The sequence below is a fragment of the Ruegeria sp. ANG-R genome, assembly GCF_000813985.1.
Taxonomy (GTDB): domain Bacteria; phylum Pseudomonadota; class Alphaproteobacteria; order Rhodobacterales; family Rhodobacteraceae; genus Ruegeria.
In genome coordinates, this window is record NZ_JWLJ01000014.1 from 36,008 (window position 1) to 62,731 (window position 26,724).

Genomic DNA, 26,724 nt, shown 5'->3' on the forward strand with positions numbered 1-26,724 from the left:
TGGCTGGAGCGTATTTGAGTATTTTTAAAAAGATGAAGATCAGGCGGCGCGCGCCGGTCGGCACCATTCGGGCAGCCAGTCACGGTGGGCGGAAAGCAGATCGGTGACAAGACTGCGGATTTGGCGCAGGTCCAGCTCGGCTGCGGTATGCGGGTCCATCATGGCGGCGTGATAGATATATTCGGGATTTTGTTCTGTCAGGGCTCGGACAGTCAGCTCCTGCACATTGATCTGTGTGCGCATCAGCGCGATCAGTTGGGGCGGGATATCGGTGACAACCGAAGGTTGGATGCCGTTGCTGTCCACAAGGCAAGGGGTTTCCACCGCAGCGCCCAAAGGCAATTGCGGAATCTGGCCTGCATTGGGCAGATTGCCATAGGCTGTGTAGGGTGTGTCGGTGACGATGGCGTTCATCAGATCGGCGGCAAATTCATGGCTGCGGATCACGTCGATGTCACGGCCATCGGTCAGGGTTTTGGCCTGTTCTTTCCAGTTCGCGACCTGCTCGACGCAGCGGGTGGGGTATTCGTCCAGCGGAATTGAGAACTGCTCAATCAGGTCCTGCCGCCCGTCTTTGATGAACCAGGGAACGTATTCTGCCAGATGCTCGGAACTTTCGGTGCAGAAGTAACCGAGATGATCCATCACTTCGTACCGGACTTTATTCGGACAACGAGGCATGAGAAGCGGAGGCTTGGGCAGGTGCCCGGCGTGATAGCCCTGTCGCAGAGCGGGATAGATATCGCGGCCTTCATGTTCGAGCTTAAGGAAGAATGCGACGTGATTGATACCGGCAACTTTGTAGCGAATATCTGCCTTGGGCAGATTCAGATCATGCGCCAGTTCCTCGACCGTGTTCTGGACAGAATGACACAGACCAACGTGCTTTAGTGCGGGGAAACGCTCGGCCAAGGCCCAGGTGTTGATTGCCATCGGGTTCACATATTGCAGCAGCGTCGCATTGGGACAGAGCTGCATCATGTCCTGCGCGACACCCCATAGAACGGGCACAGTACGTAGGCCGCGCATGATACCGCCTACACCCAGCGTATCCGCGATGGTTTGGCGCAGGCCATATTGCTTTGGGATTTCGAAATCCGTCACGGTGCAGGGCTCGTATCCGCCGACCTGAAAGGCGGTGATCACGAAATCTGCGCCGTCCAGCGCCGCGCGACGATCAGTGTGGGTTGAGACGGTCGCACCCGTGCCGACTGATCGGATCATGGCCTTGGCCACAGCTTCGCTTTCGGCCAAGCGCACTGGATCAATATCCATCAATGCAAAATGACTGTCCGCAAGCGCTGGGGTGAGCAGGGCGTCGCCCACGATATTCTGCATGAAGATCGTGGAACCCGCACCTACAAAGGTGATCTTGGTCATGAGGTAACCCTCTGGTTTGACGTTATTTTACAGCACCGAGGGTCAAGCCCGCGATGAAGTGTTTCTGCATCAGGAAGAACATGGCAACCGGTGGCAGGGCCGCGACAATGGAACCAGCACTCATCAACTGATAGGCGGCGCGGAATTGCGCGTTAAAGCTGGTAATCCCGGCGGTCACTGGCTGGCTTTCGGCCCCTTGGGTCAGCACGACCGCCCAGAAATAGTCGTTCCAGATGAAGGTAAAGATCAACACGCTGAGCGCGGCGATGGCGGGTTTCATGAGTGGCAGGACCACATACCAAAATATCCGCCATTCGCTGATACCTTCAACCCGTGCGGCCTCGATCAACTCAAAGGGCAGGGCGCGGATGAAGTTGCGCATGAACAGCGTGCAGAACCCGGTCTGGAAGGCGATGTGGAACAGCACGAGCCCGGTTTTGGTGTTGTAGAGACCCAATTGAAGCGTCAGGTCGCGGACGGGGACCATCAGGATCTGGAACGGCACGAAGTTGCCCGCGACGAACATGAAGAAGATCCAGAGGTTTGATTTGAACTTGTAGATCCCAAGCGCGAACCCGGTCATGCAGCTGAGCGCCACGGCTCCGATCACGGTTGGAACAGTGATCAGGAATGAGTTCAGTAAATAGCGTGGCATGTCCGAATTGAAAAAGACCTGTCCGTAGTTGAAAGCGCCCTCAAAACTGGAGGGCATTCCCCAGTAGTTCGCATTGGTAAAATCGGCCTCGGGCTTGACCGAAAACAGAGCGACGGCCAGCAACGGGCCGAGCCAGAGCAGCAATGCTAGGGGCAACATGGCCTGATAGGTAATCTGCGCCGCGCGAGGTTGCTTTTCGATGGGTTTGGGAAACATCTCAGTGCCCCTTCTCTTCGCGGTACATCGACCACAGGAAATAGGCGATGAAACAGAGCATGATGAGGAACAGGATCACCGCGATCGCGGCGCCGTATCCCATGCGGAAGCCGTATTCGGAGAGCGCAACCTCGAACATATAATAGGCCAGCACGCGGGACGAACCAAAAGGCCCTCCCTGGGTCATGATTGAGATCAGGTCAAAGCTGCGCAGCGCCCCGATGATAGTCACAACAAAGGCGATGAAGGTGGCGGGTCGCAGTTGCGGCAGGATGATGTGCCACAGCATCCGCCAGCCTTTTGCGCCGTCCAGACGTCCAGCCTCGATCTGTTCGGGGTCTACGGCGTTCAGGCCGGTGAGGTACAGGATCATGCAATATGCGGTTTGCGGCCAGAGACCCGCGAAGATGATGCCATAGGTCACAAAGCGCTCGTCGCCCAGCACATTCAAAGGGCCCAAGCCAAAGAAGCCGAGGAATTCATTCAACAAGCCAAAGGTCGGGTCATAGAACCATGTGAAGACAAGACCCACGACCACTTGCGAGATCACGAAAGGGAAGAAGAACAGGGATTTGTACAGGCGGATGCCCCGGACGGTCTGGTTCAGGAACAAAGCTATAAACAGGCCCGCAGGGATAGAGAGGAGATACAACAACAACCAGATCAGGTTGTTTTTGAGGGAAATATAGAACGCATCCCGGTCGACCCATTCCCAATAGAGGTCCTCGTAGTTGCGAAAGCCCACATATTCCGCAGCGCCAAGACCGTCCCATTCGTAGAGGGACAGGTTGAAGGACTGAAAGACCGGGATGATCACGTAGACCATAAAGAACAACAAGCCCGGGGCCAGAAACAACCACGGCGCGATACGCTGTTGGTTTCTGTGGAACCAGCTTTCTTGTTCCTGGATGTCGGCAACTGCGGTCATATCGGCTTCCCGGGTGAAGGTGTGGCGGGCCGAAGCCCGCCCTACATTTTACGGCGAAACAGGCCGGGCCTTAGCCCGGCCCGTGCCTCGTCAATTGTCGTAGATGCGCTGGCGCGCACGTTCCAGCTTGGCCAGAATACGGTCGACATTATCCGGCTTGACCATGAATTCCTGGAAACCTTCCATCGAAACCTTGGCCATCTCCGCAGGCGCATCGCGGTCCCAGAACTGGGCCACGCCACCGGGGCTGTTGGACGACAGCATTGTGAAACCCTGCTGAAGGAACTTGTCGTCATCTACCGAGGACTGCGCGTTCACCGGCAATTGACCGAGATTTGCGCCGTTGTTGATCTCGGTCTGCTCGTTCGCCGAAGCCACGAAGCGCAGGAATTCGCGCGCCGCCTCTTTGTTCGAGGCGTTGGCCGGGATGTGGAACGTGTCCGTCGGTGCATCTTCAGCCAGTTCGACATCGGGGTTGATGGCGACGAACTGATAGAAGTCCAACTGGTCATCGGTCAGACCCGCCTCGCGCAGAGGTGCGACAGCAAAGTTCCCCATCAAATAGGCAGTTGCATCGCCCTTCACCATGAACGGAAGCGCTTCCTGCCAGCTATAGGTCTGGTGGTTATCGATGAATGCGCCCATGTCGATCAGCTGCTTCCAGTTCGCGAAGGTTTGTTTAACTCGATCGTCTTCCCAGCTCACCTCGCCATTGGCCAGTTGCTGATGGAAATCGAACCCGTTGGTGCGCATGTTCAGGTAGTCGAACCAGCCACCGGCGGTCCACAGAAACTTGGTGCCGATGGTATAGCAGGCACGGCCTGAATCGACGATCTTCTGGCAGTTGGCCAGTTCCTCTTCCCAGGTGGTCGGCTCGGTCAGGCCCAGCTCGTCAAAGATGTCTTTGCGATAATAGACGCCCCACTGATAGTAGGTATACGGTACGCCCCACTGCTTTCCATCAATGGTCATGGCGCCCTTGGTCGAGGCCAGGTTTTCCGCAATTTCCGGCTCGGCCCACAGGTCCGACACGTCTTCGAACAGGCCGGCCTCGACGTAAGGTTTCATGCGGTTGGCCGCGTACCATGTCGCTACGTCCGGCGTGTCCGCCGTCAGGAAGTTGCGGATCTGGGTCTTGTATGCCTCACGGTCGATCACGGTGGTTTCGATCTCCAAGCCGGGATGCTCGGCCGCGAACCGCTCGATCATCGCTTCCATCGTCGCGCGCGGTGCCGGGTTGGATGTATCGAGGAAGATTCGCAACTCGCCGGTCAGCTCAGCCGCAACGGGCGCGGCAAGTGCTACACTGGCGGCCAGCGCGGCCGCTGTGCGCTTGAACATGGAATGCATGGTTTCCTCCCTTAAGCTTCCATTTGAGTTCCACATATTGAAACTTTGTTTTATATATTGAAAACTACACATCGACTCGGCTAGTCTTGTCAAGACCCTCGTGCCGGAGGTCGGGGGGAAATGGAGGAGAAATTGCGCCCGTGGCAGGTGATGGAACAATAGGAAAAGCATGTGATGTGCTGGAGCAGGTCGCAGCCTTCGGGCGCCCGGTGCGGTTTGGAGAGTTGCTGGAAAGCAGTGAATACCCCAAGGCGACACTGTACCGATTTCTGCAATCACTGACCAATCAGGGTATGCTGTATTACGAACCGGACCGACAAACCTATTCGCCCGGAATGCGATTGGTGCGGTTGGCGCATTCGGCATGGACCCAAAGCTCGCTGGCACCGATTGCGCGGCCATTTCTGGATGCGCTCAGTGCTGAGACCGGGGAAACTGTGCATCTGGCACAGCTTGATTCCGGGCAGGTACTTTACGTCGACAAACGCAATGCTCAAAGACCGATTGAGATGTATTCTGAGGCTGGCAAGGTCGGCCCGGCCTACTGTACCGGCGTCGGAAAGGCGATGATGGCCTATCTGGATGAAGCGCAACTGCAAAAAACGATCTCACAACAAAGCTTTCACCGGTTTACCGATAAGACGTTGACTTCGGAAAAGGCGCTGCGGGCCGATATCGAACTGATCCGCAGCCGGGGTTACGCGGTCGATGATGAAGAGCATGAGCCCGGCATCATCTGTATCGCATGTCCGATTCTGACCACCGGGGGCCGCATGTTGGGCGCGCTGTCGGTAACTGGATCGACCGGACGGATGGATTTCGAGCAGTTGCAATCCTGGGTGCCTCGCGTTCGGCGCGTCGCTGACCAGATCGGCACAGAAGCACAGGCATGGCGGTTTCCTGAGGGCCAACAGAATAGGATGCAAGCAACATGACAGGTGTAACCCTGAAAGGCGCGATCAAGAGGTATGGCCAGACTCAGGTCATTCACGGGATCGATCTGCAAATCGAAGATGGTGAGTTTTGTGTGTTCGTTGGGCCATCAGGCTGCGGCAAGTCCACACTGCTGCGGATGATTGCGGGACTGGAAGAGACTTCGGACGGAGAAATCCACATCGGCGCGCGAGATGTCACTCATGTTGACCCGGCAAAGCGAGGGGTGGCGATGGTGTTCCAGACCTACGCACTCTACCCGCACATGACTGTGGCGGAGAATATGGGCTTTGGCTTGCGGATGAACGGTGTCGCCAGGGCTGAGATTGATCAGAAGGTTCAGGAAGCATCGAACATTCTGAAACTCGATCAATATCTGAAACGCAAACCTAAAGCGTTGTCCGGCGGCCAGCGTCAGCGCGTCGCGATCGGGCGCGCCATCGTGCGTGGCCCCGAAGTGTTCCTGTTCGACGAGCCGCTCTCGAACCTTGATGCCGAGCTTCGGGTGGAGATGCGGGTCGAGATTGCGCGGCTCCATCAGGAAATCGGTGCCACGATGATCTACGTCACGCATGATCAGGTCGAAGCGATGACCATGGCCGATAAGATCGTGGTGTTGCGCGATGGCCGGATCGAACAGGTGGGCGCGCCAATGGACCTGTATCGTGATCCCGACAACAAATTCGTGGCCGGCTTTATTGGCTCTCCTGCCATGAACTTTCTGGATTGCGAGGTCGTGGACGGTGTGGTGCGCCACCCGGCGCTGACCGACTCCATCCCGGTGACCGAAAGCGTCCCCAAAGGTACGTCGAAAATCACGCTTGGCATTCGCCCCGAGCATATTCAGGTAGATCGCAGCGGAGATGCCTGTACGGTCGATCTGACCGAAGCGCTTGGCGGTGTATCGTATTCGTATCTTCTGACGCCGAATGGCGACAAGCTGATAGTCGAAGAGAGAGAGGATCAGCGCAGCACCACTGGTGAACGCATCGGAATCTCGGTGCGACCCGAGCGGGCGATGCTGTTCGACACGGAAACCGGACTGCGCCTGCGCTGAGACCCCGGGGCGGGGCACCGCGATCGCGTTGTCGGGGTGCCCGCCGGATTTAACCTTCCAGATCGAACATCAGACGCGCGGTGACAGGAACGGTGCGGGTGATGCCCGGCAGTTCGGCCAATTCCATCAGTTTATCCACACCGACCGTTACGCCCGCCTCTTCGGCGCTGATGAAAACCATATCGTTGGTTGAGACCATGACCGACGTGTCCGACAGGCGCAGGACGAACATATCGGTATAAAAATCTACTTCCGTTCCGGCCAATGACAGCTTGGCGTCCACTTCAACCGTAGTATTCGCACCAACATGCAGTTTGGACACCTGCGCCATATCTATGCTTGCGGTCAGGGTTGCGGTTGCTGCCTTGCGAAACACATGCTCGATCATCCGTTCGTTGCGAATGTCGATATTGGTTTCGACCGAGGACAGATCGATATCGATCTCGACGGTGCCGTCATCGCCGACATGCCCCGAGAGATTGGTGAAGGAATTGACCTCGCCCACATCGTCGATCTTGACCGTGCCGTAGGCCAGATGCGAGGTCTCCGGGTTCAATGTCCAACCTGCGGCCAGAACAGGACCTGCAACAAAAGCCGACGCAATCGTGATTGCTTTGAACAGAAGTTTCATTTCTTTCCTCCAGAGTCTATGTCAGTTCAGACCAAGCGGGCATGGTCTTATGTCAAAGCAAACACACACAGGTCGCGTTTTATTCGATGAGTGTTGAGATGAGTTCCGAACAAGCCGTGCGCGGCGCGATCCAGACCCATTCGAAACGGGTCTGGCGGTTTGGGCTGGCCCTGTCGGGGGCGTCGGATATTGCGGATGACCTGTTGCAGGCGACCGCCTTGCGTGCGTTGGAGAAGCACCATCAGGTCACTTCGTACGAGCGGCTGGACAGCTGGCTGATGACAATCTGCCGCTCGATCTGGCTGAACGAGATACGGGCGCGGTCGGTCCGCAAGGCGCAGGCGCTTTCGGTCACGCCCGAAGCGCAATTGGTTGCACCCGGGCCCGATTCGGAAACGAATATTTTCGCTGCTCAGGTGTTTACCCAAGTGATGCAACTGCCGGAGGCGCAGCGTGAAACGGTGATGCTTGTGTTTGTGGAAGGATACAGCTACCGCGAAGCTGCGGTCTTGCTGGATGTTCCCATCGGCACGATCATGAGCCGGCTGTCCAATGCCCGGCAGAAACTGAAAACCGTAATGCAGCACGATGCGGCTGACACCGTTCGACGGAGTGGCAAATGAAGTTTTCCGACGAAACACTTCTGGCCTATCTGGAAGGAAGCCTGGACGAGGCGGAGGCGCGGGCCGTCGAAAACGCGGTCGCAGATGACTCCGCGCTCGAATCCCGCCTGATGGCGCTGGACCCATTTGCCCCGGTAGTGCAGCAGGTTTTTGAAGCCGTCCCGGCTGAGGCCCCTTCGATCGATCTGCCTGCGCCTAACCCGCCGCAATCCGGTGCCGGACTTCTCCGTTTGCTGGCGGTTGCGGCTTCGGTGGCCGTCATCGCCGCTTCTGCAACCTTCTGGGCGACACGGCCCAAGGCTTTGGGGTGGGCTGAACAGGCAGCGATCTATCAGTCGCTTTATTCATCGGACACGATTGCCGAGTTGGACAATCCACCGCAAAGGCTTGATGCGCAGTTTGCACTGGCCGAGGCGCAGCTGGGCCGGTCTCTGAACCGAGAGGTATTGGAAAATCTACCCGGTCTTGATCTGAAGCGGGCACAGGTTCTGTCGTTCAAAGGCAAACCGCTGGTTCAGATCGTCTTTGCTGACGCGCAGGGCGAACCCTTTGCCTTTTGCGTGATCCGACAGGGCCCGGATGCCCCTGCCAAGGATGTTAATCTTGCGGTTCTCAGTGGTCTTGCAACAGCGACATGGGCGCGCGATGGGTACGGCTATATGCTGCTGGGAAGCGATGGCCAGACCGATCTGAGCGGCGAACTGAGTGTTCTGACCGACGCCTTTACCGGCTGATACGCAGGAAATCGGAAAACCTCTTGTGAACTGAGGCAAATGTCCGAAGTATACCCGACATGAAGCCGAAACCTGTCATACCGGACCCGGATGAAGAGGCCGCCGAAGAGGGGCCTCGCAGCATCTATGACGTTGACCCGCCGGAAGAAGAAGATCTGTGGTTTCTCCCACCTGTTGACGATGAAGACCCCGAGGGATTTCTGCCTTCTGTATCACGACCCGACCGGCGCCTGCTGTTCGATCCGAAGGACTGGCGCGCGGCCCAGTCCGAGCTTTCGGCCGAGCTCGCCGATCTTGCCGTGACCTTCGGTGCCCTGGACGAACGCTTGCGCGCGGGTCCTCGGGGGTGGGGGCATCGTCTGGCATTGATGGAGGTATCGGATCTGGGTTGGTGGACAGGTGATCGGATCAGTGTCGACCGCCTCGCACTCTGGACCGGGTTGCGGATCGGGGCGACCAGTGATGACGTGCAAGCGTTGTACCGGGCAGGTTGGGCAGTGCGGCGGCTATCGTCGGGTGCGGGGCCATCAGAGGGCGGCTGGGATGCCGGACTGACAGTGTTTCTCGACCGTCAGGCCCAGGGCATCGAGGATGCCCCCGAGGCCGTGATCGATCTGGCTGAGGTGATGCGCAATGTGGCCGGTTTGCATCCGGTGACTCAGGCCGCAATCGGGTTTCACGCTTGGCGTGCATTGTCTCAGGGCATCGGTCAGGACACCGAGGCAGCCATCATAGCCGCCCGCCATGCCGCTACGATGGGACGGGGCGGGGCATTGTTCATGCCGCTTTCATTGTCGGGCCCTGGTGCGTTGCGGGGGGCGGGTGCCTTGGATGAAAAGCTATCGGCCTGGATCATGGGGGCAGGTCAGGCTTCGCTTGCGGCCCTGTTGCATCTGGATCGGGTCAGCGCGTGGGACCGACGCGCCCGCGAGGCCGTCTCGGACCTGAGCGGTCGAACACCGCCGGTACTGATTGATGCGCTCACCGCGTGGCCAATGGTGTCGGCCCCGCTGGCCGAAGAGTTGACCCAAGCCTCGCGTGCGGCGGTGCAGCGAAATTTGGACAAGTTCAGCGACCGAGGGCTGATCCGAGAGGTGACAGGGCAGGGTCGGTATCGCGTTTGGACGGCGGCCCTGTAACGGCCCGCTACGGGCCACGTCGGCTTGCATTCGGTCGGGTCTTGCTGTTTCTGGAAGAGTAAGCAGGCAAAATAGAACATCGGGGCGCAAACATGAGCAAAACGGCACTGATAACCGGCATAACGGGTCAGGATGGCTCTTACCTCGCCGAGCTGTTGCTTGCCAAAGGCTATGAGGTTCACGGCATCAAACGCCGTGCATCATCTTTCAATACACAGCGGATCGACCATATTTATCAGGACCCGCACGAACCGGACCCTAAACTGCATCTGCACTATGGCGATCTGAGCGATACCTCGAACCTGACCCGTATCGTTCAGGAAGTGCAGCCGGACGAGGTGTATAACCTTGGGGCGCAATCTCATGTCGCGGTGAGTTTCGAAGCCCCCGAATATACCGCGGATGTGGATGGTCTGGGCACGCTGCGCCTGCTCGAAGCGATCCGGTTTCTGGGACTTGAAGACAAGACGCGATTCTATCAGGCCTCCACATCAGAGCTTTACGGTTTGGTGCAGGAAACCCCGCAGCGTGAGACGACGCCGTTTCATCCGCGTTCGCCCTACGGGGTGGCCAAGCTGTATTCCTATTGGATTACAGTGAACTATCGCGAGGCGTATGGGATGTACGCCTGCAATGGTATCCTGTTCAATCACGAAAGTCCCCGGCGCGGCGAGACATTTGTAACCCGTAAGATCACCCGTGGTCTCGCCAATATCGCGCAAGGATTGGATGATTGTTTGCACATGGGCAATATCGACAGCCTGCGTGACTGGGGGCACGCCCGGGACTACGTGAAGATGCAATGGCTGATGTTGCAGCAGGACATGCCGGAAGATTTCGTGATCGCCACCGGCAAACAGTACTCCGTACGCCAGTTCATCGAATGGTCTGCCTCTGAATTGGGCCTCGTGCTGGAGTTTTCAGGCGAGGGCGTCGATGAGGTTGCAATTGTACGAGAGGTGATTGGTGACAAGGCGCCGGCGTTGCAAGCCGGTGACGTCGTGATGCGTATCAATCCCCGTTACTTCCGTCCGGCTGAGGTGGACTCGCTGTTGGGCGACCCGTCAAAGGCCAAGCAAAAGCTTGGATGGGAACCTGAAATATCCGTGCAGGATCTATGTGCTGAAATGATTGCCGAAGATCTGGAAATAGCACGGCGCAACGCGCTGCTCAAAGAGCATGGTCTCGGTGCACCAGTCACCCGGGAAAATGGCTGAAATGACTAAGAAGCGCAAAGTCTATGTGGCGGGTCATGGCGGCATGGTCGGCGGTGCGATCCTGAGGAAATTGCAGCAACGCCAACAGGCGGGCGAGGACATTGAGCTGGTCACTCGTACAAGGGCCGAATTGGACTTGACCGATCAGGCACAGGTTCATGCGTTCATGCGTTCGGAGCGGCCCGATGTCGTGATCCTGGCAGCGGCCCGCGTTGGCGGTATTCATGCGAACAACACCTACCCGGCGGATTTTATCTATGAAAACCTGATGATCGAATGCAACGTGATCCATCAGGCATTCTCAACCGGGGTAAAACGACTGCTGCAACTTGGCAGCTCCTGCATATACCCTCGTGAGACCGATCAACCCATGCGCGAAGACGCGCTACTGACCGGTCCGCTGGAGCCGACGAATGAGCCTTATGCCATCGCCAAGATCGCCGGGATCAAGCTGTGTGAGAGTTATAATCGGCAACACGGAGTCGATTATCGATCCGTGATGCCAACCAACCTTTATGGTCCGGGTGATAACTTCCACCCGGAAAACAGCCACGTGCTGCCGGCCCTGATCCGCCGCTTTCATATTGCGCAGCGCGACGGAATTGATGAGGTCGTGATCTGGGGTACGGGAAAGCCCCGCCGCGAGTTCCTGCATGTTGACGATATGGCCGATGCGTCTCTATTCGTGCTGGACCTGCCGCGCGACGTTTATCAGGCGAATACACTTCCGATGCTAAGCCACATCAACGTGGGAACGGGTGCGGATGTCTCAATCGCTGAGCTCGCAGCGACCGTTGCGCGTATTACCGGGTTTAAAGGCAGGATCACCTGTGATCCCGACAAACCCGATGGCACGATGCAAAAGCTGATGGATGTATCTCGCCTGGCAGAAATGGGCTGGGCTGCCCGGATTGGTCTCGAGGACGGAATTCGCCAGACTTATGAGTGGTTTCTGAACCAGCCGGATGCTGGTCTGCGCCGAAAGTAACCGCCCGGGCGGTGGCCCGGGCGGTCTGATTTGTCAGAACCAACGGCCGATTGCGATAGCTTTTGGCGCAAGTGTTGCTGCGTCAGAAGAGGCAGCCATCACTTGAAAGCTCACCTGAGTTTCCGAGGGGGCGTCAAACCCCATAAACCGGCCAATCCCGCCGCCGTTCCCGCTAAGCACCGGCGTGCTGCCCGACGCAAAAGCGATGGGGAAAGCCCATGCCGCAGTGTCGCTGGCGAACAACGTGCCGGTTGCCGTCGTGCACCCCACTGCCGCCAGAGTTGCCGTGCAAATCTGGGTGCCGTCAGCAAACCGCGTGTAATCGCCATTTGCAGTGCTGCCCCGTTCGATCACTGCTCCGGAAGGTACGCCGCTGTTCTCAGACACCGTGCCCAGCAAATTACCCGGCCCGTATCCATAATCCGCCCGCATCAGGCGACCAGAGGTGGTGTCATCCGCGCTGTTTTGCACAGCTGCGCCGTGGGCGGTGCCGGTGGTGGCATTGAATCGCAGAGCCTCGACCCAGTTTCCGCCATCCGGCGAGACCTTGATTGAGAAATCGGTATTGCCAGACAGGCCCATCTCGGCATGTCCGGTCCAGTTCGACTGGAACAACAGCGATGCGGTGTCTCCGGCACCAGCTTTGTTGATCTTCAACTGGTGGCCGCTGCCTTCGTGGGTCAGCAACGTGGCCGGGCTGCGCACTGAAAGACGGTTGGTGTTGTCTGATCCGGTCGCTATGCCCACCCCCGACAGGTTTTGCATGTTGACCGGAGGATTAATCCAGTTCGACCCATCCCAGACCTTCAACTGGCCTGCGCTTTGATCCCAGGCCCGCCATCCCAGGCCGGGCATCAGGAAATACCAACCATTATCCAGCCATGCCGCCAGTTTACCGGCCTGACCGGCCCAGGCCCCGGTTGGGGTTCCGCCAAGCGCATACGTTTCACCCTGATCAGGCGCGGCAGGCGGGAGTGTCGCGTCGACCGAGGCAACGCGCAGCTGCACTACAAGATCCAGCGCGCGCAACGCGTCGTTGTGGGTTACGTGTTTCTGGGCCTGCGCGGGTTGCAGATAGGGTAGATTCAAACGGGGAGAGTTCTGTGGCACGGGCATCCTCCTGTGGTGTCGGTCCGACGATGATTGGGCGCCACCCTGCCGTGATGCGTATGAATCTCGCCTGACCGGAACGAACGCCCCGGTTTCGAGTTGTTAAGATTTGAACACGACAAAAGAAAGACACCTGCCTTGCAGGTGCCTGTATCCTTGGTCAGTTCGCGAACTCAGATTAAGGTCTGAACGCCGGGTTCAATCACGCGCGTAGATGTCTTCGTAGCGAATGATGTCATCCTCGCCCAAATAGGTCCCGGTCTGTACCTCGATCAGAACCATCGGAACTTTACCGGGGTTTACCATCCGGTGCACTGCGCCCAATGGGACATAAACGGACTGGTTCTCGGATACGAGCTGGACTTTGTCATCAATTGTCACCTCAGCGGTGCCTTCCACAACAATCCAATGCTCGGACCGGTGATGATGCGATTGCAGGCTAAGCGAAGCGCCGGGGTGGACGTGAATACGCTTAACCTGAAACCGATCTCCGATGACGAGACTTTCGAACCAACCCCAGGGACGGTGGTCGACAGGCAGGGCTTCCGCCTGTTTCGCTCCTTTTGCTTTCAAGGCTAAGACCGCCTGCTTGACGTCCTGCGCGCGATCCATGCTGGCTACCAAAACCGCGTCAGGCATTGCCACCGTGATCACGTTCTCCAGCCCCATCGCCACAACTTCTTGCGCGGGCGATTCCGAGCGCACCAGCACATTGCGGCAATCAATGGCGGTCACTTCGCCGGCGGTTGCAACGCCGTCGGCATCGGGGTTGCTCAGTTCCTGCACTGCAGACCAACTGCCCACGTCCGACCATCCCGCAGCATATGGGACCACGCTGAGGTTATTGGCCTTTTCCATAACCGCATAGTCGATCGAGATGTCCTCGACCGATGTCCACGCTTCATGATCAAGCCGCAGAAAACCCAGATCGGACTTTGCCTGCTCAACCGCTGTCTGAACGGGTGCCATCAAATCCGATGCGTATTGCTTAAAGGCCGCGAGGATATCGTTTACCGCAAACAGGAAAATGCCGGAGTTCCAAAGGTAACTGCCTTCGGACACCATTGCCTTGGCGCTGTCCAGATCTGGCTTCTCAACGAACCGGTCGAGCGGCACAGAGGCCCCCGACGCATCCGGAACCTGACGGAGTTTGAGGTAGCCATAACCCGTCTCGGGCCGGTCGGGGGTAATCCCGAACGTTACCAGATCGCTTCGCTCGGTAATGGTGCGCACGCCTTCGGCCACCGCAGCATGAAAGGCTGGAGTATCAGGAATGACGTGATCCGATGCGGCCACCAGCATCATCGCGTCGGGATCGGTGGACGAAAGATGCAGAGCGGCGGCCAGAACGGCGGGAGCGGTATTGCGCCCTTCTGGTTCGATCAGGATTGGGCCGGGATCGACACCGATGGCCATCAATTGCTCCGGGACCACAAAACGAAAAGCTTCGTTGGTCAGAACCAGGGGCTTGGCATAGGGCGCATCAGTCGGCCCTCGCAGCCGGTCGGCGCATTGTTGCAACAGGCTGGTCTCACCAATCAGAGGCACGAACTGCTTGGGGTAGCTTTTGCGCGAAAGGGGCCAAAGCCGCGTGCCCGACCCGCCGCACAGGATTACCGGATGGACCTTGCTCATGATGCCTGCCCCTTCTTAGCCTTTGAACCCGAACTGTCGCAATGAATGCCGAATAGGTGAAGCAATTTTATCTATTGCGCGGCCCGGTCTGACGAAACGATGTCATGCAGGTACTGATTGAGGTCTTCGCGCAGGTCTTCGCGGGCCAGTGCAAAGGATACCGTGGCCTGCAGGAAACCGGCTTTCGAACCGCAATCGAACCGCTGACCGTCGAACTTGTAGCCAAAAACAGGTACGCCGTTTCCGATATCCTCGGCGATTGCATCGGTCAGCTGGATTTCCCCGCCGCTGCCTTTCTTCTTCTGGTTCAGATTGTACAACACCGAAGGACCCAGAATATAGCGACCGATTACGGCGAGATTTGACGGTGCATCCTCGGGCTTGGGTTTTTCCACCATACCCTTGGCCCGGACAACGGTGCCGACGTTCTGACCCGTGTCCAAAATTCCGTAGGAACTTGTCTTTTCGTTGGGGACTTCCATCGCGGCAACCATATTGCCGCCAGTTTCCTCATAGGCTTCGACCATCTGTTGCAGGCAGGGCTTGTCGGCAGAAATCACATCATCGGGCAACATCACTGCAAAGGGTTCATCTCCGATCAGCCGACGCGCGCACCAGACAGCGTGTCCCAGCCCCAAAGCCTTGTGCTGGCGGATATAGGCAATTGCGCCACTTTCCATGTTGGTGGCGTTTAGCACCTCAAGCAGTTCGTCTTTGCCTTTGGATTTGAGGTCTTGTTCCAGCACGAGATTGTGATCGAAATAATCCTCAAGTGCCGATTTTCCGCGCGATGTCACAAAGATGAATTCCGTGATCCCGGCTGCGCGTGCCTCGTCGATCGCATACTGAACCAGCGGGCGGTCGACCAGAGTCATGATCTCTTTTGGCACCGATTTTGTTGCCGGAAGAAACCGCGTACCCATTCCCGCAACGGGGAAAATCGCCTTGGTGACCTTGCGTACCATGTTACCTCATAAATTCCATTTATTGCCGGTGTTTCGGATGATACCGGCGTCCTCACATAAGACTTAAATTCGTATCAATCAATCTCACCCGGCAGGTCTGCTGAGGGCTCTCTGGAATCTGCCATTAACTAACGGGCAGAGTCAAAACGAAACATCGCAGAGCATGTTCCGTATCATGTTATCCCAGCGGTCAGTCGTTTTATGTCGTCTTGTTCGCGCCCCTGAAACCAGTGGGTTCCGGGGCGCGATGATTCAGGTATTGGCCATAATCGCCTCAAGCGGATCGTGTTCGGCGACGAAGTGATCGGGCGCGACCTCATTGAGTTGCGGGATATAGTTGGTTTCTCCCATCGACAACCTGCTGGGCAGGAAGCGCAATGCAGCCTTCGGGTCCATGGGCGAGGGCAATTCTCCCGGTAGTTTAAGCCTTTGGCGGCTACGCTCGACATCGGGATCAGGGATCGGAACTGCCGAGATCAGTGACTTGGTGTATGGGTGTATCGGTTCGGAACAGATCACTTCACCATCTCCCAGTTCGACGATGCGGCCCAGGTACAATACCATGATCCTGTTTGACACCGCACGCACCACCGACAAATCGTGGCTGATGAAGATCATCGACAGGCCGAACTCTTGTTGCAATTCGCGCAACAATCCAACGATCTGAGCTTGAATGGACACGTCGAGCGCTGAAACGGCTTCATCGCAGATGATCAATTTTGGCTTGTTGATCATGGCACGTGCGATTCCCACACGCTGGTTCTGCCCTCCGGACAGTTCGTGCGGATACCGGTTGATCATATTGGCCTTGAGGCCAACCCGCTCCATCATCTCGGCGACCAGCTTCTTGCGCTCCCGGTCGGTCAGGTCCGGACGATAGGTTTTCAGCGGTTCCGCGATTGAGGCCGAGATCGTCATCCGTGGATCAAGGCTAGCCAGCGGGTCCTGAAACACGATCTGCAGATCCTTGCGGTATTTGTTCAACTCGGCTCGCTTTAACCCGACGATCGGATGACCCAGCCAGCTGACATTTCCGTAGCTGGGCTCGATCAATTGCAGAACCGCTCTGGCCAGGGTGGACTTGCCACAGCCGGATTCGCCGACAACACCCAGGGTTTCACCCTTTCGGATGTCGAAACTGACGCCATCAACTGCCTTCAACGGAACCTTGTGACCGAACAGCCCGCCCGAGACATGGATCGGGAAATGAACCTTGACGTCGTCGACCTTCAGCAAGGGCTCTTCTGTCGGCGGCAATGCTTTGGGCGCATCGCCTGCATCAATGCGCGGCATCGCCTCCAGCAATGTACGGGTATAGTCATGCTCCGGCGCGCGGAAGATTTCGCGTGTGTCCCCCGCTTCGACGAACTTGCCCATACGCATGACCTGAATTCTGTCGCACATGCGGGCGACAACCCCCATATCGTGGGTGATCAGAGCAATTGCGGTGCCTTCGTCCTTTTGCAATCTCACCATCAGGTCCAGTATGTCGGCCTGTACCGTGACATCCAGCGCTGTCGTGGGCTCATCCGCGATCAGCAATTTGGGGTTACACAACATCGACATGGCGATCATGACACGCTGGCGCATACCGCCGGACAGCTCGTGCGGATACTGATCCAGACGTCGGGCCGCTTCGGGGATGCGCACACGGTTAAGCCAGTCCAGGCATCGCTGGCGTGCGGCGGACCCTTGCAGACCCTCATGAACCTGCAGCACCTCGCGCATTTGCTGGCCGACCCGCAGATGGGGGGTTAGCGCGGTCAATGGGTCCTGAAAGATCATACCGACATCTGAACCGCGTATTCTGTTCAGTTGTCCTACCGGCAGATTCAGGATTTCCTGACCGTTCAGCATTGCAGATCCGGTCGCGCGGCCTGCCGGGGGCAGCAACCCCATCGCCGCCATGAACGTTTGGCTCTTGCCCGATCCACTTTCGCCAACGATACCAAGGCATTCGCCGGGACTGATGTCGAAGCTGATGCCTTTTACGGCCTCGACCACGCCATCGGGGGTGTCAAACCGGACGCTCAGGTCCTTTACGGAAAACAGGCTCATATCAGCGATCCTTCGGGTCCAGAGCGTCACGCAGCCCGTCACCGATGAAGAACATGGTGATGATGATGGCGACGTAGATTGTAAGTGGGAACATCAGTTGCCAGAGCGTGCCATACGCCATGGTCCCCGCCCCCTCGGCGATCAGGCGGCCCAAAGATGTATAAGGCTCCGATATCCCGAGACCCAGGAATGAAATGAAGCTTTCGGTCAGGATCATTTCAGGCACCAGCAGCGAGGCATATACGATCACAACGCCCAGCAGGTTGGGCAGGATGTGGCGGTACATGATGGTGAACTCGCTGACACCTGCGGCGCGGGCCGCCTCGATGAACTCGCGGTTTTTCAGGGTCAGGGTCTGACCCCGCACAATCCGCGCCATCGTCAGCCACCCGACTGCGCCCAGAGCGATGAACAGCATGAAAAACGACCGCCCGGCCACGACGAGCAGAAGGATGATGATCAGCGTTGCAGGGATTGCCAGCAGGATATCAACAAAGCGCATCATTGCACTGTCGGTCCGCCCGCCGATATAACCCGCCGTGATGCCGTAGCAGGTGCCGACGATCAGCGCAGTCGCGGCCCCGATCAGACCGACCAGCAGCGATGTGGTGGTGGCCTGAATGACCCGGCTGTAGAGATCGCGCCCCAGATCGTCGACGCCGAAATAGTGCCCGGTCTCGATCGAGGGCATCCCCATTCCACGCACGTCGCCCATGACGTTCCAGTCAATCTCTTCATTGTTCCAGACTGCGAAGTATGGACCAATAATCGTGAACAGCACGATCAGGCCCAATATGAAGATACTGGCCATCGCGGCCTTGTTACGAACAAAACGCATCCGCGCGTCCTGCCAGAGTGAGCGCCCCTGAATAACCGTGTAATCTGTGATTTCCTCGGCCAGATGGGCGGCTTTTTGTGATTTTCCAAGCATTGCCTGCCCCTCAATAACGGATTTTCGGATCGAACCAGGCATAAGCCAGGTCGGTCAGAAGGTTCACGACGACGGTCAGCGCGCCATAAAGGATCGTGACGCCCAGCAGCACCGCGTAGTCTCGTGACAGGGCAGACCCCACATAGGCCTGACCCAGACCACCGGTTGAGAAATAGATGTCGACAAAGACCGAACCGGTCAGCACGTAGACGAAGACCGGCCCCAGGTAAGACACCACCGGCAGCAGCGTGGGCTTCAGCGCATGGCGCCAGATCACGGTTCTGGTGGGCAGGCCCTTGGCCCTTGCGGTGCGAATGAAGTTCGAGTTCAGAACTTCCAGCATGGACGAACGTGTGATCCGGGCGATCGAACCCATATAAGAGGTCGCGAGCGCAATCACCGGCATGATCAGGTACTGCCATTGGCCTCCGTTCCAGCCACCGCCCGGCAGCCAACCCAGCCAGAGAGTGAAGGTCAGGATCAGGATCGGGCCCATGATGAAGTTCGGCAATGCTTGCGCTGCGATCCCCAGACCAACGGCGAAATAGTCAATCCAGCTATTGTGTTTGATCGCAGCCGCGATACCGAGGCTTACACCCACAGCGGTCGCAACCAGAAACGACAGCGAACCGTAGGTCAGCGAGATCGGGAAGCCCTGTGCGATGATGTCATTGACGTCCCGGTCCTTGAACTTGAAGGATGGACCGAAATCGAAATGCACGACGATATTGTACAGATAGTCCCAAAGCTGCTTCCACAGCGGTTGGTCCAGCCCGTACCGTGCCTCGATATTGGCCAGAACCTGCGGCGGCAAAGGCCGCTCTGAGGTGAATGGCCCACCGGGCGCAAAGTGCATCAGGAAGAAACAGGCAACGATCAGCAGCAGGATCGTCGGAATGGCGACCAGCAGTCGCCTCAGGCTATAGGCAAGCATTTCATGCCCCCGTGTTTATTGGCCCTGCCCCGGACGGTCCGGGGCAGGGCGTGGTTCAAAGACGATTATTCGGCGAGCTTGTAGAGGTTCTTCGAGTACCAGTTCTGCTCGACGTTATTCACCGGCCAGTTCCCCAGGTCGCTGTCGATCATGAAGACACCGGCATAGTGATAGACCGGGATCACAGGGGCTTCCTGCGCGATGATCCGCTCGACCTCAGTATAGAGAGGGGCTGCATCGTCCGAGGTTTTGGCCTCGGCCAACAGCTCGTCAACACGGGCGTTGTTGTATTTGCCGTCGTTGTAGCCGGAATCCGATTGCAGCAGGTCCAGGAAGGTGGACGCCTCGTTATAGTCGCCACACCATGCGCCGCGCGCCAGATCGAAGTTCTGGTTGCCGCGTTCTTCCAGGAACACTTTCCATTCCATATTGGCCAGCTCGACCTGAACGCCCAGCTTCTGCTTCCACATCTGGCTGACCGCAACGGCAACTTTCTTGTGTGCCTCAGAGGTGTTGTACACCAGCTCAAAGCTCAGCGGGTTGTCCGGGCCATAGCCGGCTTCGGCCAGCAATTCCTTGGCCAGTTCGTCACGCTCCGGCTGGCTCATCGAAGTCATTTCAACCTCGGGCGTGGTGAAACCTGCGGTAGCTTCGGGTGCGAAAGTATAGGCTTCCGGTTGCCCACCGGCCATGACCTTTTCGGTGATGATCGCACGGTCAACAGCCAGCGACAGGGCCTGACGCACGTTGGGGTTCTTGAACGCCTCGGGGCCGCTGTCGGACAGATTGAACGTGTAGTAGTAGTTGCAAAGGCGCGGATAGCTGATGGCTTCGTCCGGGTGCTCTTGCTTCATGCGCGGGTACTGGCCGGCGGGGATGTCGGTGCGGTCCAGTTCGCCCGCCAGATAGCGGGTCAGGGCCACGTTTTCATCATTGATGACCAGCGCCACGACCTTGTCGAGAATGGTGTTGTCATTGTCCCAGTACATCTCGTTGCGTTCACGCACCGAGCGTTCCTGCGGCAAATGTTCGGTCAGAACATATGCGCCGTTCGAGACGATGTTTTCCGGTTTGGTCCACGCATCGCCAAACTCTTCGATCACTTTTTGCGGGGCGGGGAACGTGGTCGAATGAGTGGTCATCTGCGGGAAATAGGGCAGCGGGGCACTCAGGCGGACTTCCAGCGTTTTGTCGTCGATGGCCTTTACACCCAGTTCATCCACCGGTTTTTCACCGGCAATGATGGCAGCTGCATTTTCGATCGACATCAACTCCATGAACCAGGCATAGGGTGACGACAGTTCGGGATTGACGGCTCGTTTCCAGGCGTAAACGAAATCACCTGCGGTTACCGGATCACCGTTCGACCACTTCGCATCATCGCGGAGCGTAAAGGTGTAAACGTCTTTGGCATCGTTGACGGTAAAGCCCGTGGCGACACCGGGAACCAGATTGCCGTTTTCGTCCTGATTCATCAGGCCCTCGAACAGGTCGCGCACAATGTCGGCCCCATCGGTGTCTTCAACAACCTGCGGGTCGACCGAGCTGTGCTCGTCCAGCACGCGATAGGTAAAGGTCTGATCATCTGCCAGAGCTTCTCCGGTTTGCGGATGTGTGCCAGCAGCAATTGCAGCGCCGGTGATAAGGGTCGAGGACAGCAACCCTGCCAGTGAGGTTCGGATTATTTTGTTCATGTGTTTACTCCCATTTGATACGGCTCAGGGCGTCCGGGCCGCATATGCGGCGGGCGCTCTTCTGCCATTGTGTCTCCGGTATTTGCTGTGACTTCACTTTGATCTAGATCGCATGAGGGTCGAAATTTTCGGCCCTCATGAGTCAGGCAATTTCGGAGCTTCAGGTGCGAAAGCCGTCTTTCACTGCCGCAGAACCTGTCAGTTTTCGGGCAAAGGTAAAGCGTTTTGAGGTCTATTGTGCAGACAAAGGTCGAATGAAACCGTAACGGGCAGGCGCGCGGAAATAATATTCTGAAACGCTTCGCGGCGGTGACATTTTTGTGAAGTCACACATATCATAAAGGGTGAATGCGTTTTCACGCGCACCCGTAATCGGCGAATCAGTTTGCGATTTATGGCCTCAGCGCGGTCTTTAGATTTGCATCGGGGAAGCAGGTCGGCTTGCGGCCTGATGCCTCCTGCCAGCGCCCGATCGAGCGCCGGGTTTTATAGCCGGGCAGGCCATCAACACCGCCGACGTCATGGCCCTGCTGGACGAGTGACTGCTGCATCATGGCGATGTCCGAACGATAAAGGTTGCCAATGTCGCCCCAGCGGCCATGAAAATCGCCAACGCCGTATTGAATGCGATCCCCGACATGACCCACGAACAGCGCGTATAGGTCGCTGGTGTTATAGTCTTTGAGGACATAGAAATTGGGCGTGACGATAAACGCGGGGCCGCTGCGTCCGGCAGGCATCATCAGATACCCCTCAGCGGCAAGCTCGTGTGCAGGAAAGGGTCTACCCGAAACACGGTCGATACCCATCGCTACCCAGTCACGGATAGGGCGTCCCTGATCGGGGCCCTCAAGCGCGCAAGAGACCGTTTCGGGCAGGTTCACCTCGAACCCCCAATCGCGGCCTGCGACCCATCCGTACTGTGCCAGATATGTCCCAATCGACGCAATGGTATCCGCAGGCGATCCCCAGATGTCGGCGCGTCCATCGCCATCACCATCGCGTGCGTAGGTCAGGAAGTTTGTGGGCATGAATTGCGGCTGTCCCAAGGCACCGGCCCAACTGCTTTTCAAGCCGCGACCCGGCGCGTGATCGGCCTCGGCGATCTGCAATGCCGCAATCAGTTCGGCAGTGAAATAATCAGCCCGCGTGCTCATGAACCCCTTGGTGCCCAGAACCTGGAACGCATCATGGCGTATCGGAACCTGCCCGTATCCGCTCTCACGCCCCCAGATGGCCAAAACGATCCGCGCCGGCACACCCGTTTCCGCCTCGACACGGGCCAGCGTATCGGCGTGACGTCTAGCCATCTTGCGTCCAACCGACGTGGCGCCCTGCACAGTTCCTGCATTGAAATACCGTCCGGGCGAACCAAACTCAGCCTGGTGTTGTGCTTCCGGCGTTGTCTTGAGGCTTCCGGGCGGAACCAGATCGGGCAGATCCCAGTTCAGTCTAACGCCATCGAAGGCCCGCTGGAACGTGCGCCGTGAGACGCCGTTGGCCCTTGCTTGTGGCCAGATGGTATGTTGCAGCCAGTTTTGGAATTGACGTTCAACCGCCGCGCGATCCTGCGCAAACGAAGGTGCTGTAAGAAAAATCAGACAGAGGGCAGCAAGAACCAGTCGCATATTACCCGTCTCGCTTGCACGAGCCAGTGTGTCAACCGGGGCATGAAGGCACAAGACTACAAATGCGCCCGAGACAATCTCTGACTCTAATAGTCGCCGATCACCCAAGTTTTGTTTGCAGCCAGGGTGTAGGCGGGCGAGCCCATGCCCACTCTTGCCTTGAGTTTCGGGGGCAGGCTTTGTTGAATAAATCCCGCCCGACCAGGCCGTCGGATCAGCGACTGCGGATGGCGCCTGCGACACCCGAAAATGCCACGATGCGATTGCCGCCCACGGCGCTCATGCCGTCATCCCCGACGGAAGAATGCAAAATGATAGAAACCAACGAGTGCCAGGGCCATCTTCCCGAAACGAGGCTGGTATGGCGGTTCGCTGTTACTGACGCTGGTGGTATTTGTCATCGCTTATCAGTTCGGGATTGAAGTCAAAAGGGGTCTATCTGAGCATCTGCTTGCTCGGTTTGGCGCAACTGGTCTATCTCCTGTATACCGGCCGGCGTCGCAGTAGCCGAGAGGATCTGAACCTCGTCCTCTTCTCAATGCGTGTTCTACTGATTATCATCGGCGGACCGTTCTGGATTCCGGGGAAACCCGCCCTGCGGATGCATATGCACATGATGCAAGATCGTTCGTATAGACGTCGAAAGGGAGCTGTTCATGAAGTCATTCAAGGCGATTTCCGTTGCCGGAATGCTCGCCGCCATAGCAGTGGGATTATTCCTGTTCTGGCGACACGAAGAGCGGTACCCCTCAACCAAAGACGCGTATATCGGTGCCAATATCATTTACGTCGCGGCGCAGGTGACAGGGCAGGTGTCTAAGGTTTCGGTAGTGGAAAACCAGGCGGTCAAGGCCGGGGATCTGCTTTTTACCATCGATGCCACCCAATTCAGCGCGTCGGTGGATCAGGCGAAGGCCGATCTGGACAGCGCGATTCAGCAGGCGCAATCCTATTCTACTCAGATCACGGCGGCACAGGCTTCGGTCGAAAGTGCGCAATCTGCCTATGAGACAGCACAGAAAAGCTTTGAGAGGGCCAAGGCGCTGGCGTCGACGGGTGATCTTGCGCAGGCATCACTGGATCAGACGACCTCGGAGTTTGCGCAGGCCTCCGCGCGATTGACGACCAGCCAATCCAGCCTTCTGGCGCTGCAAAGCGGTTTGGCGGCGAAGCAGGATGATATTCTATCCTCGCAGGCGGCACTTGAAATTGCGCAGGCCGATCTGGCCTGGACCGAGGTTTATGCCGCCGCTGACGGTTGGATCGCAAACCTGACCCTGCGACCGGGATCGTCCGTATCAGCCAACGCCCCGCAGTTCTCCATCGTCGAGTCATCCGACTGGTGGGTGGACGCCAATTTCAAGGAAACATCACTGCCGCGCATCCGTCCGGGCCAGCCGGTCAAAGTACAGGTGGACATGCTTCCAGGGGTTGCGATCACTGGCAAAGTCGCGTCGATCGGTCGGGGGTCAGGCGACACGTTTTCATTGCTGCCGTCCGAGAATTCCAGCGGCAACTGGGTAAAGGTCACCCGACGGTTCCCGGTACGGGTTGAGCTTGATCCGACCGATGCCCCGCTTCGCGTGGGAGGCAGCAGCAAAGTCATAGTGGACACGACCGGAATGAACAAATGACACAGCCCGGTCACATCAATCGCGTGATTGTCGTGGCTGTTGTACTGAGTGCCATTCTTGAAGTTCTGGACAGCACCATCGTTAATGTAGCGTTGCCCCATATTCAGGCGGCCTTTGGGGCAACCACCGATCAGGCAACGTGGATTCTGACCAGCTATATCGTTTCGGCGGTGGTGGTGATGCCATTGACGGGGTTCGTTGCACGCCGTGTCGGGCGACGTCGGCTGATACTGACCGCGGTCACCGGTTTCGCCACCATGTCTGTCATGTGTGGTCTGTCCTGGAGCCTTCAGACGATTGTCGCCTTCCGGCTGGCGCAGGGGATGTTCGGGGCGTTTCTGATCCCGTTATCTCAGTCCATCCTGTTTGATGCCTTCCCGCGTGAGAAGCGGGGGCAGGCGATGGCGGTGTTTGGGCTCGGTGTGGTGGTTGCACCGGTTCTGGGTCCGACAGTAGGCGCGATCCTGACCGAGTATTTCTCGTGGAGGATGGTGTTTTTCGTCAACCTGCCCGTCGCGGCGATGGCCCTGCTGTTATTGGCCGGAGAGATGCCGGATGACAAAACCGAAGATGTTCGCATTGACTGGAAAGGGCTGGCTCTGCTCGCCATTGGTATTGGCTGCCTGCAATTTGTACTTGATCAGGGTGAGACCAAAGACTGGCTTTCTTCACGGGTCATCCAGGTGGCGCTGATTGCGTCGGTTCTGGGTGCGCTGGGGTTCATCATCCACGCACTGACCTCCCGGCATTCAGTCGTTGACCTGCGACTGTTTGCGGATCGCAACTTTGCCCTGTGCAATCTGATCATAGCGGGCTTTGCGATTTCTTTGTTTGGCGGGATCGCCATACTGCCGACCTTTGTGCAAAATCTGCTCGACTATCCGGTGATCGAGTCCGGCCATCTATTCATACCGCGTGGGATCGCGGCCGGCGCGTCGATGGTCCTGACCGGGGCTGTGCTTGTTACCCGATTTGATCCGCGCGTTCTGGCGGGATTGGGGATGTTGTTGACAGCGGCGGGGAATTTCATGCTGGGCGTACTCAATCTGAATGCGGGGTTCTGGCAACTGGCCTGGCCGGGCTTTGTCAGCGGTCTGGGGATGGGGCTGGTTTTTGTGCCCATGTCGATCCTGGCCTTCGAGAGTATCAGCAAGACCCGACAGGATGAGGCATCAGGCCTGTTCAACGTCACCAGACAGCTTGGGTCATCAATCGGGATTTCGTTGGTGGGCACTTGGGTTGTGCGGGGCCTGCAAACCAATACGGCAGTGCTGAGCCAGAATGTGACTCCATATAATCCCGCCGCGCAGGCTTATCTCGCCCCGTTGGGTCTGACACCGGACAGTGCGCAGGGTGCTGCCATCCTGGGGCAGGAGATTTCACGGCAAGCCGAAATGATCTCATACCTCACCGTTTTCAACAATCTTGGTCTGCTGGCGTTGGCGACGATTCCGCTGCTGTTTTTCTGCCGTGCACCCAAACCGGCTCAACGGGCTGAAGCACACGTTCATTAGCGCGTCAACACGAGACCCAGCCAAAGCGCGAACCAGCACAGGGCGAGACTGACGAGGATGTTCCCGGCAGCAAACACGATTGTCTTCTCGCGGTGCAGTTGCAGAGACTGATAAGCGAAACTGGAAAACGTTGTGAAGCCGCCGCAAAATCCGAATACTAGGCGCTTTTCGTCTTCGCCCATCTCGACAGAGCCACCTAAGTAACCGATCCACAGACCAAGTATGAGGCTGCCCAGCACATTCACGATAAGCGTGGAGTAGGGCAGATCATGCGTCACCCGGCGTGTCAGCCAGTGCCTCAGAGCTGCACCAAGCCCTCCGCCCAGTGCGAACATAGTATGCAGATACAGATCGGTCATTCAGAGTCGCCTCCAGAATGACGCCGCCGCCCCAGTGCTTCACCCAGAATGGCCGCCGCAAGACCAACCGCGATCTCGGCGCTCGCAGCGACAAGCACCAACCAGTTACCGGTTTCGGCCAGCCGTTCCAACTCGGCTACAAATGAAGAAAATGTGGACAATCCCCCACAAAACCCAACCGCACCCAGGTGGAGGATGTGGGCATGGACCCTGTTTCGAATGGCATATAGCCAGCCCAGTATGAAACAGGCCACGACATTGATCCCGAATGTGGCGGTCAGGAACGGCGCGCCGGGGATTTCCAATGAGAATATCTCACGCAGCAATGATCCTGCAGCTCCACCAACAAAGACGGCTGAATACATCAGGGCACGATGCCCGAATGCAGGCGCTGTTTCTGACACTGCGGTT

24 protein-coding genes and 1 pseudogene are annotated in these 26,724 nt (G+C 57.6%); 10 read left to right on the forward strand and 15 right to left on the reverse strand.

What is annotated here, in order from left to right; genetic code table 11:
• Positions 1-39: 39 nt before the first annotated feature.
• The 4 genes from RA27_RS21640 to RA27_RS21655 form a co-directional block, all read right to left on the reverse strand.
• Complete coding sequence (locus tag RA27_RS21640) at positions 40-1,380, reverse strand: alpha-glucosidase/alpha-galactosidase (protein ID WP_039543890.1); 1,341 nt, start codon at positions 1,378-1,380, stop codon at positions 40-42.
• Between the two features lie 22 nt (positions 1,381-1,402).
• Positions 1,403-2,251, reverse strand: coding sequence for a carbohydrate ABC transporter permease (locus tag RA27_RS21645; protein WP_039543893.1), 849 nt, complete (start codon positions 2,249-2,251; stop codon positions 1,403-1,405).
• Between the two features lies 1 nt (position 2,252).
• Positions 2,253-3,179 (reverse strand): sugar ABC transporter permease, encoded by a 927-nt coding sequence (locus RA27_RS21650; protein ID WP_039543896.1) that lies wholly within the window; start codon positions 3,177-3,179, stop codon positions 2,253-2,255.
• A gap of 90 nt (positions 3,180-3,269) precedes the next feature.
• The gene (locus tag RA27_RS21655) at positions 3,270-4,529 is read right to left on the reverse strand and encodes an ABC transporter substrate-binding protein (protein WP_039543899.1); all 1,260 of its coding nucleotides are present in this window, start codon (positions 4,527-4,529) and stop codon (positions 3,270-3,272) included.
• A 140-nt stretch (positions 4,530-4,669) separates the two neighbouring features.
• Between RA27_RS21655 and RA27_RS21660 the strand changes: the two genes are divergently transcribed.
• The gene (locus RA27_RS21660) at positions 4,670-5,464 is read left to right on the forward strand and encodes an IclR family transcriptional regulator (protein ID WP_039543901.1); all 795 of its coding nucleotides are present in this window, start codon (positions 4,670-4,672) and stop codon (positions 5,462-5,464) included.
• Complete coding sequence (ugpC, locus tag RA27_RS21665) at positions 5,461-6,519, forward strand: sn-glycerol-3-phosphate ABC transporter ATP-binding protein UgpC (RefSeq protein ID WP_039543904.1); 1,059 nt, start codon at positions 5,461-5,463, stop codon at positions 6,517-6,519. Before RA27_RS21660 ends, ugpC begins: the two co-directional genes overlap by 4 nt.
• Before the next feature lie 49 nt (positions 6,520-6,568).
• Here ugpC and RA27_RS21670 read toward each other — a convergent pair whose 3' ends face one another.
• Positions 6,569-7,150, reverse strand: a complete 582-nt coding sequence (locus tag RA27_RS21670) for a YceI family protein (protein WP_052265436.1) — start codon at positions 7,148-7,150, stop codon at positions 6,569-6,571.
• A 98-nt stretch (positions 7,151-7,248) separates the two neighbouring features.
• Here RA27_RS21670 and RA27_RS21675 point away from each other — a divergent pair, with 98 nt between their 5' ends.
• The 5 genes from RA27_RS21675 (at position 7,249) to RA27_RS21695 (ending at position 11,851) form a co-directional block, all read left to right on the forward strand.
• A complete protein-coding gene (locus RA27_RS21675; RefSeq protein ID WP_082025228.1) occupies positions 7,249-7,773 on the forward strand; it encodes an RNA polymerase sigma factor in 525 nt (174 codons plus the stop codon).
• Positions 7,770-8,507 (forward strand): hypothetical protein, encoded by a 738-nt coding sequence (locus RA27_RS21680; RefSeq protein ID WP_039543906.1) that lies wholly within the window; start codon positions 7,770-7,772, stop codon positions 8,505-8,507. The genes RA27_RS21675 and RA27_RS21680 overlap by 4 nt, the downstream gene beginning before the upstream one ends.
• 59 nt (positions 8,508-8,566) lie before the next feature.
• Entirely contained in the window at positions 8,567-9,646 is a 1,080-nt protein-coding gene (locus RA27_RS21685; protein ID WP_039543909.1) for a helix-turn-helix domain-containing protein, read from the forward strand.
• A gap of 92 nt (positions 9,647-9,738) precedes the next feature.
• Entirely contained in the window at positions 9,739-10,863 is a 1,125-nt protein-coding gene (gene gmd, locus RA27_RS21690; protein ID WP_039543911.1) for a GDP-mannose 4,6-dehydratase, read from the forward strand.
• A 1-nt stretch (position 10,864) separates the two neighbouring features.
• Entirely contained in the window at positions 10,865-11,851 is a 987-nt protein-coding gene (locus RA27_RS21695; protein ID WP_039543913.1) for a GDP-L-fucose synthase, read from the forward strand.
• Between the two features lie 33 nt (positions 11,852-11,884).
• On the opposite strand, the gene RA27_RS21700 is transcribed toward RA27_RS21695, so the two are convergent.
• The 8 genes from RA27_RS21700 to RA27_RS21735 all read right to left on the reverse strand — a co-directional run bounded on the left by RA27_RS21700 (position 11,885) and on the right by RA27_RS21735 (position 22,806).
• Complete coding sequence (locus tag RA27_RS21700; RefSeq protein WP_241484129.1) at positions 11,885-12,967, reverse strand: DUF2793 domain-containing protein; 1,083 nt, start codon at positions 12,965-12,967, stop codon at positions 11,885-11,887.
• A 192-nt stretch (positions 12,968-13,159) separates the two neighbouring features.
• The gene (locus RA27_RS21705; protein WP_039543917.1) at positions 13,160-14,596 is read right to left on the reverse strand and encodes a mannose-1-phosphate guanylyltransferase/mannose-6-phosphate isomerase; all 1,437 of its coding nucleotides are present in this window, start codon (positions 14,594-14,596) and stop codon (positions 13,160-13,162) included.
• A gap of 71 nt (positions 14,597-14,667) precedes the next feature.
• Positions 14,668-15,561, reverse strand: a complete 894-nt coding sequence (gene galU, locus RA27_RS21710) for a UTP--glucose-1-phosphate uridylyltransferase GalU (RefSeq protein ID WP_039543920.1) — start codon at positions 15,559-15,561, stop codon at positions 14,668-14,670.
• A 252-nt stretch (positions 15,562-15,813) separates the two neighbouring features.
• A complete protein-coding gene (locus tag RA27_RS21715; protein ID WP_039543923.1) occupies positions 15,814-17,619 on the reverse strand; it encodes an ABC transporter ATP-binding protein in 1,806 nt (601 codons plus the stop codon).
• 1 nt (position 17,620) lies between these two features.
• A complete protein-coding gene (locus RA27_RS21720; protein ID WP_039543925.1) occupies positions 17,621-18,550 on the reverse strand; it encodes an ABC transporter permease subunit in 930 nt (309 codons plus the stop codon).
• 10 nt (positions 18,551-18,560) lie between these two features.
• The gene (gene oppB / locus RA27_RS21725; protein WP_039543927.1) at positions 18,561-19,484 is read right to left on the reverse strand and encodes an oligopeptide ABC transporter permease OppB; all 924 of its coding nucleotides are present in this window, start codon (positions 19,482-19,484) and stop codon (positions 18,561-18,563) included.
• Positions 19,485-19,549: 65 nt separating this feature from the next.
• The gene (locus RA27_RS21730) at positions 19,550-21,178 is read right to left on the reverse strand and encodes a peptide ABC transporter substrate-binding protein (RefSeq protein ID WP_039543929.1); all 1,629 of its coding nucleotides are present in this window, start codon (positions 21,176-21,178) and stop codon (positions 19,550-19,552) included.
• 392 nt (positions 21,179-21,570) lie between these two features.
• Positions 21,571-22,806, reverse strand: a complete 1,236-nt coding sequence (locus tag RA27_RS21735; RefSeq protein ID WP_039543932.1) for a lytic murein transglycosylase — start codon at positions 22,804-22,806, stop codon at positions 21,571-21,573.
• Positions 22,807-22,996: 190 nt separating this feature from the next.
• Between RA27_RS21735 and RA27_RS24150 the strand changes: the two are divergent.
• The 3 genes and pseudogenes from RA27_RS24150 to RA27_RS21745 all read left to right on the forward strand — a co-directional run.
• Positions 22,997-23,101, forward strand: a pseudogene (locus RA27_RS24150) (IS5/IS1182 family transposase); the annotation flags it as partial.
• Positions 23,102-23,462: 361 nt separating this feature from the next.
• The gene (locus RA27_RS21740; protein ID WP_039543935.1) at positions 23,463-24,440 is read left to right on the forward strand and encodes an HlyD family secretion protein; all 978 of its coding nucleotides are present in this window, start codon (positions 23,463-23,465) and stop codon (positions 24,438-24,440) included.
• Positions 24,437-25,954, forward strand: a complete 1,518-nt coding sequence (locus RA27_RS21745; RefSeq protein ID WP_039543937.1) for a DHA2 family efflux MFS transporter permease subunit — start codon at positions 24,437-24,439, stop codon at positions 25,952-25,954. Before RA27_RS21740 ends, RA27_RS21745 begins: the two co-directional genes overlap by 4 nt.
• Here the strand turns inward: RA27_RS21745 and crcB are convergent.
• Both crcB and RA27_RS21755 read right to left on the reverse strand, forming a co-directional pair.
• Positions 25,951-26,313, reverse strand: coding sequence for a fluoride efflux transporter CrcB (crcB, locus tag RA27_RS21750; protein WP_039543941.1), 363 nt, complete (start codon positions 26,311-26,313; stop codon positions 25,951-25,953). The two genes, RA27_RS21745 and crcB, sit on opposite strands and share 4 nt — an antisense overlap.
• Positions 26,310-26,717 (reverse strand): CrcB family protein, encoded by a 408-nt coding sequence (locus RA27_RS21755; RefSeq protein WP_241484130.1) that lies wholly within the window; start codon positions 26,715-26,717, stop codon positions 26,310-26,312. The genes crcB and RA27_RS21755 overlap by 4 nt, the downstream gene beginning before the upstream one ends.
• Positions 26,718-26,724: the final 7 nt, after the last annotated feature.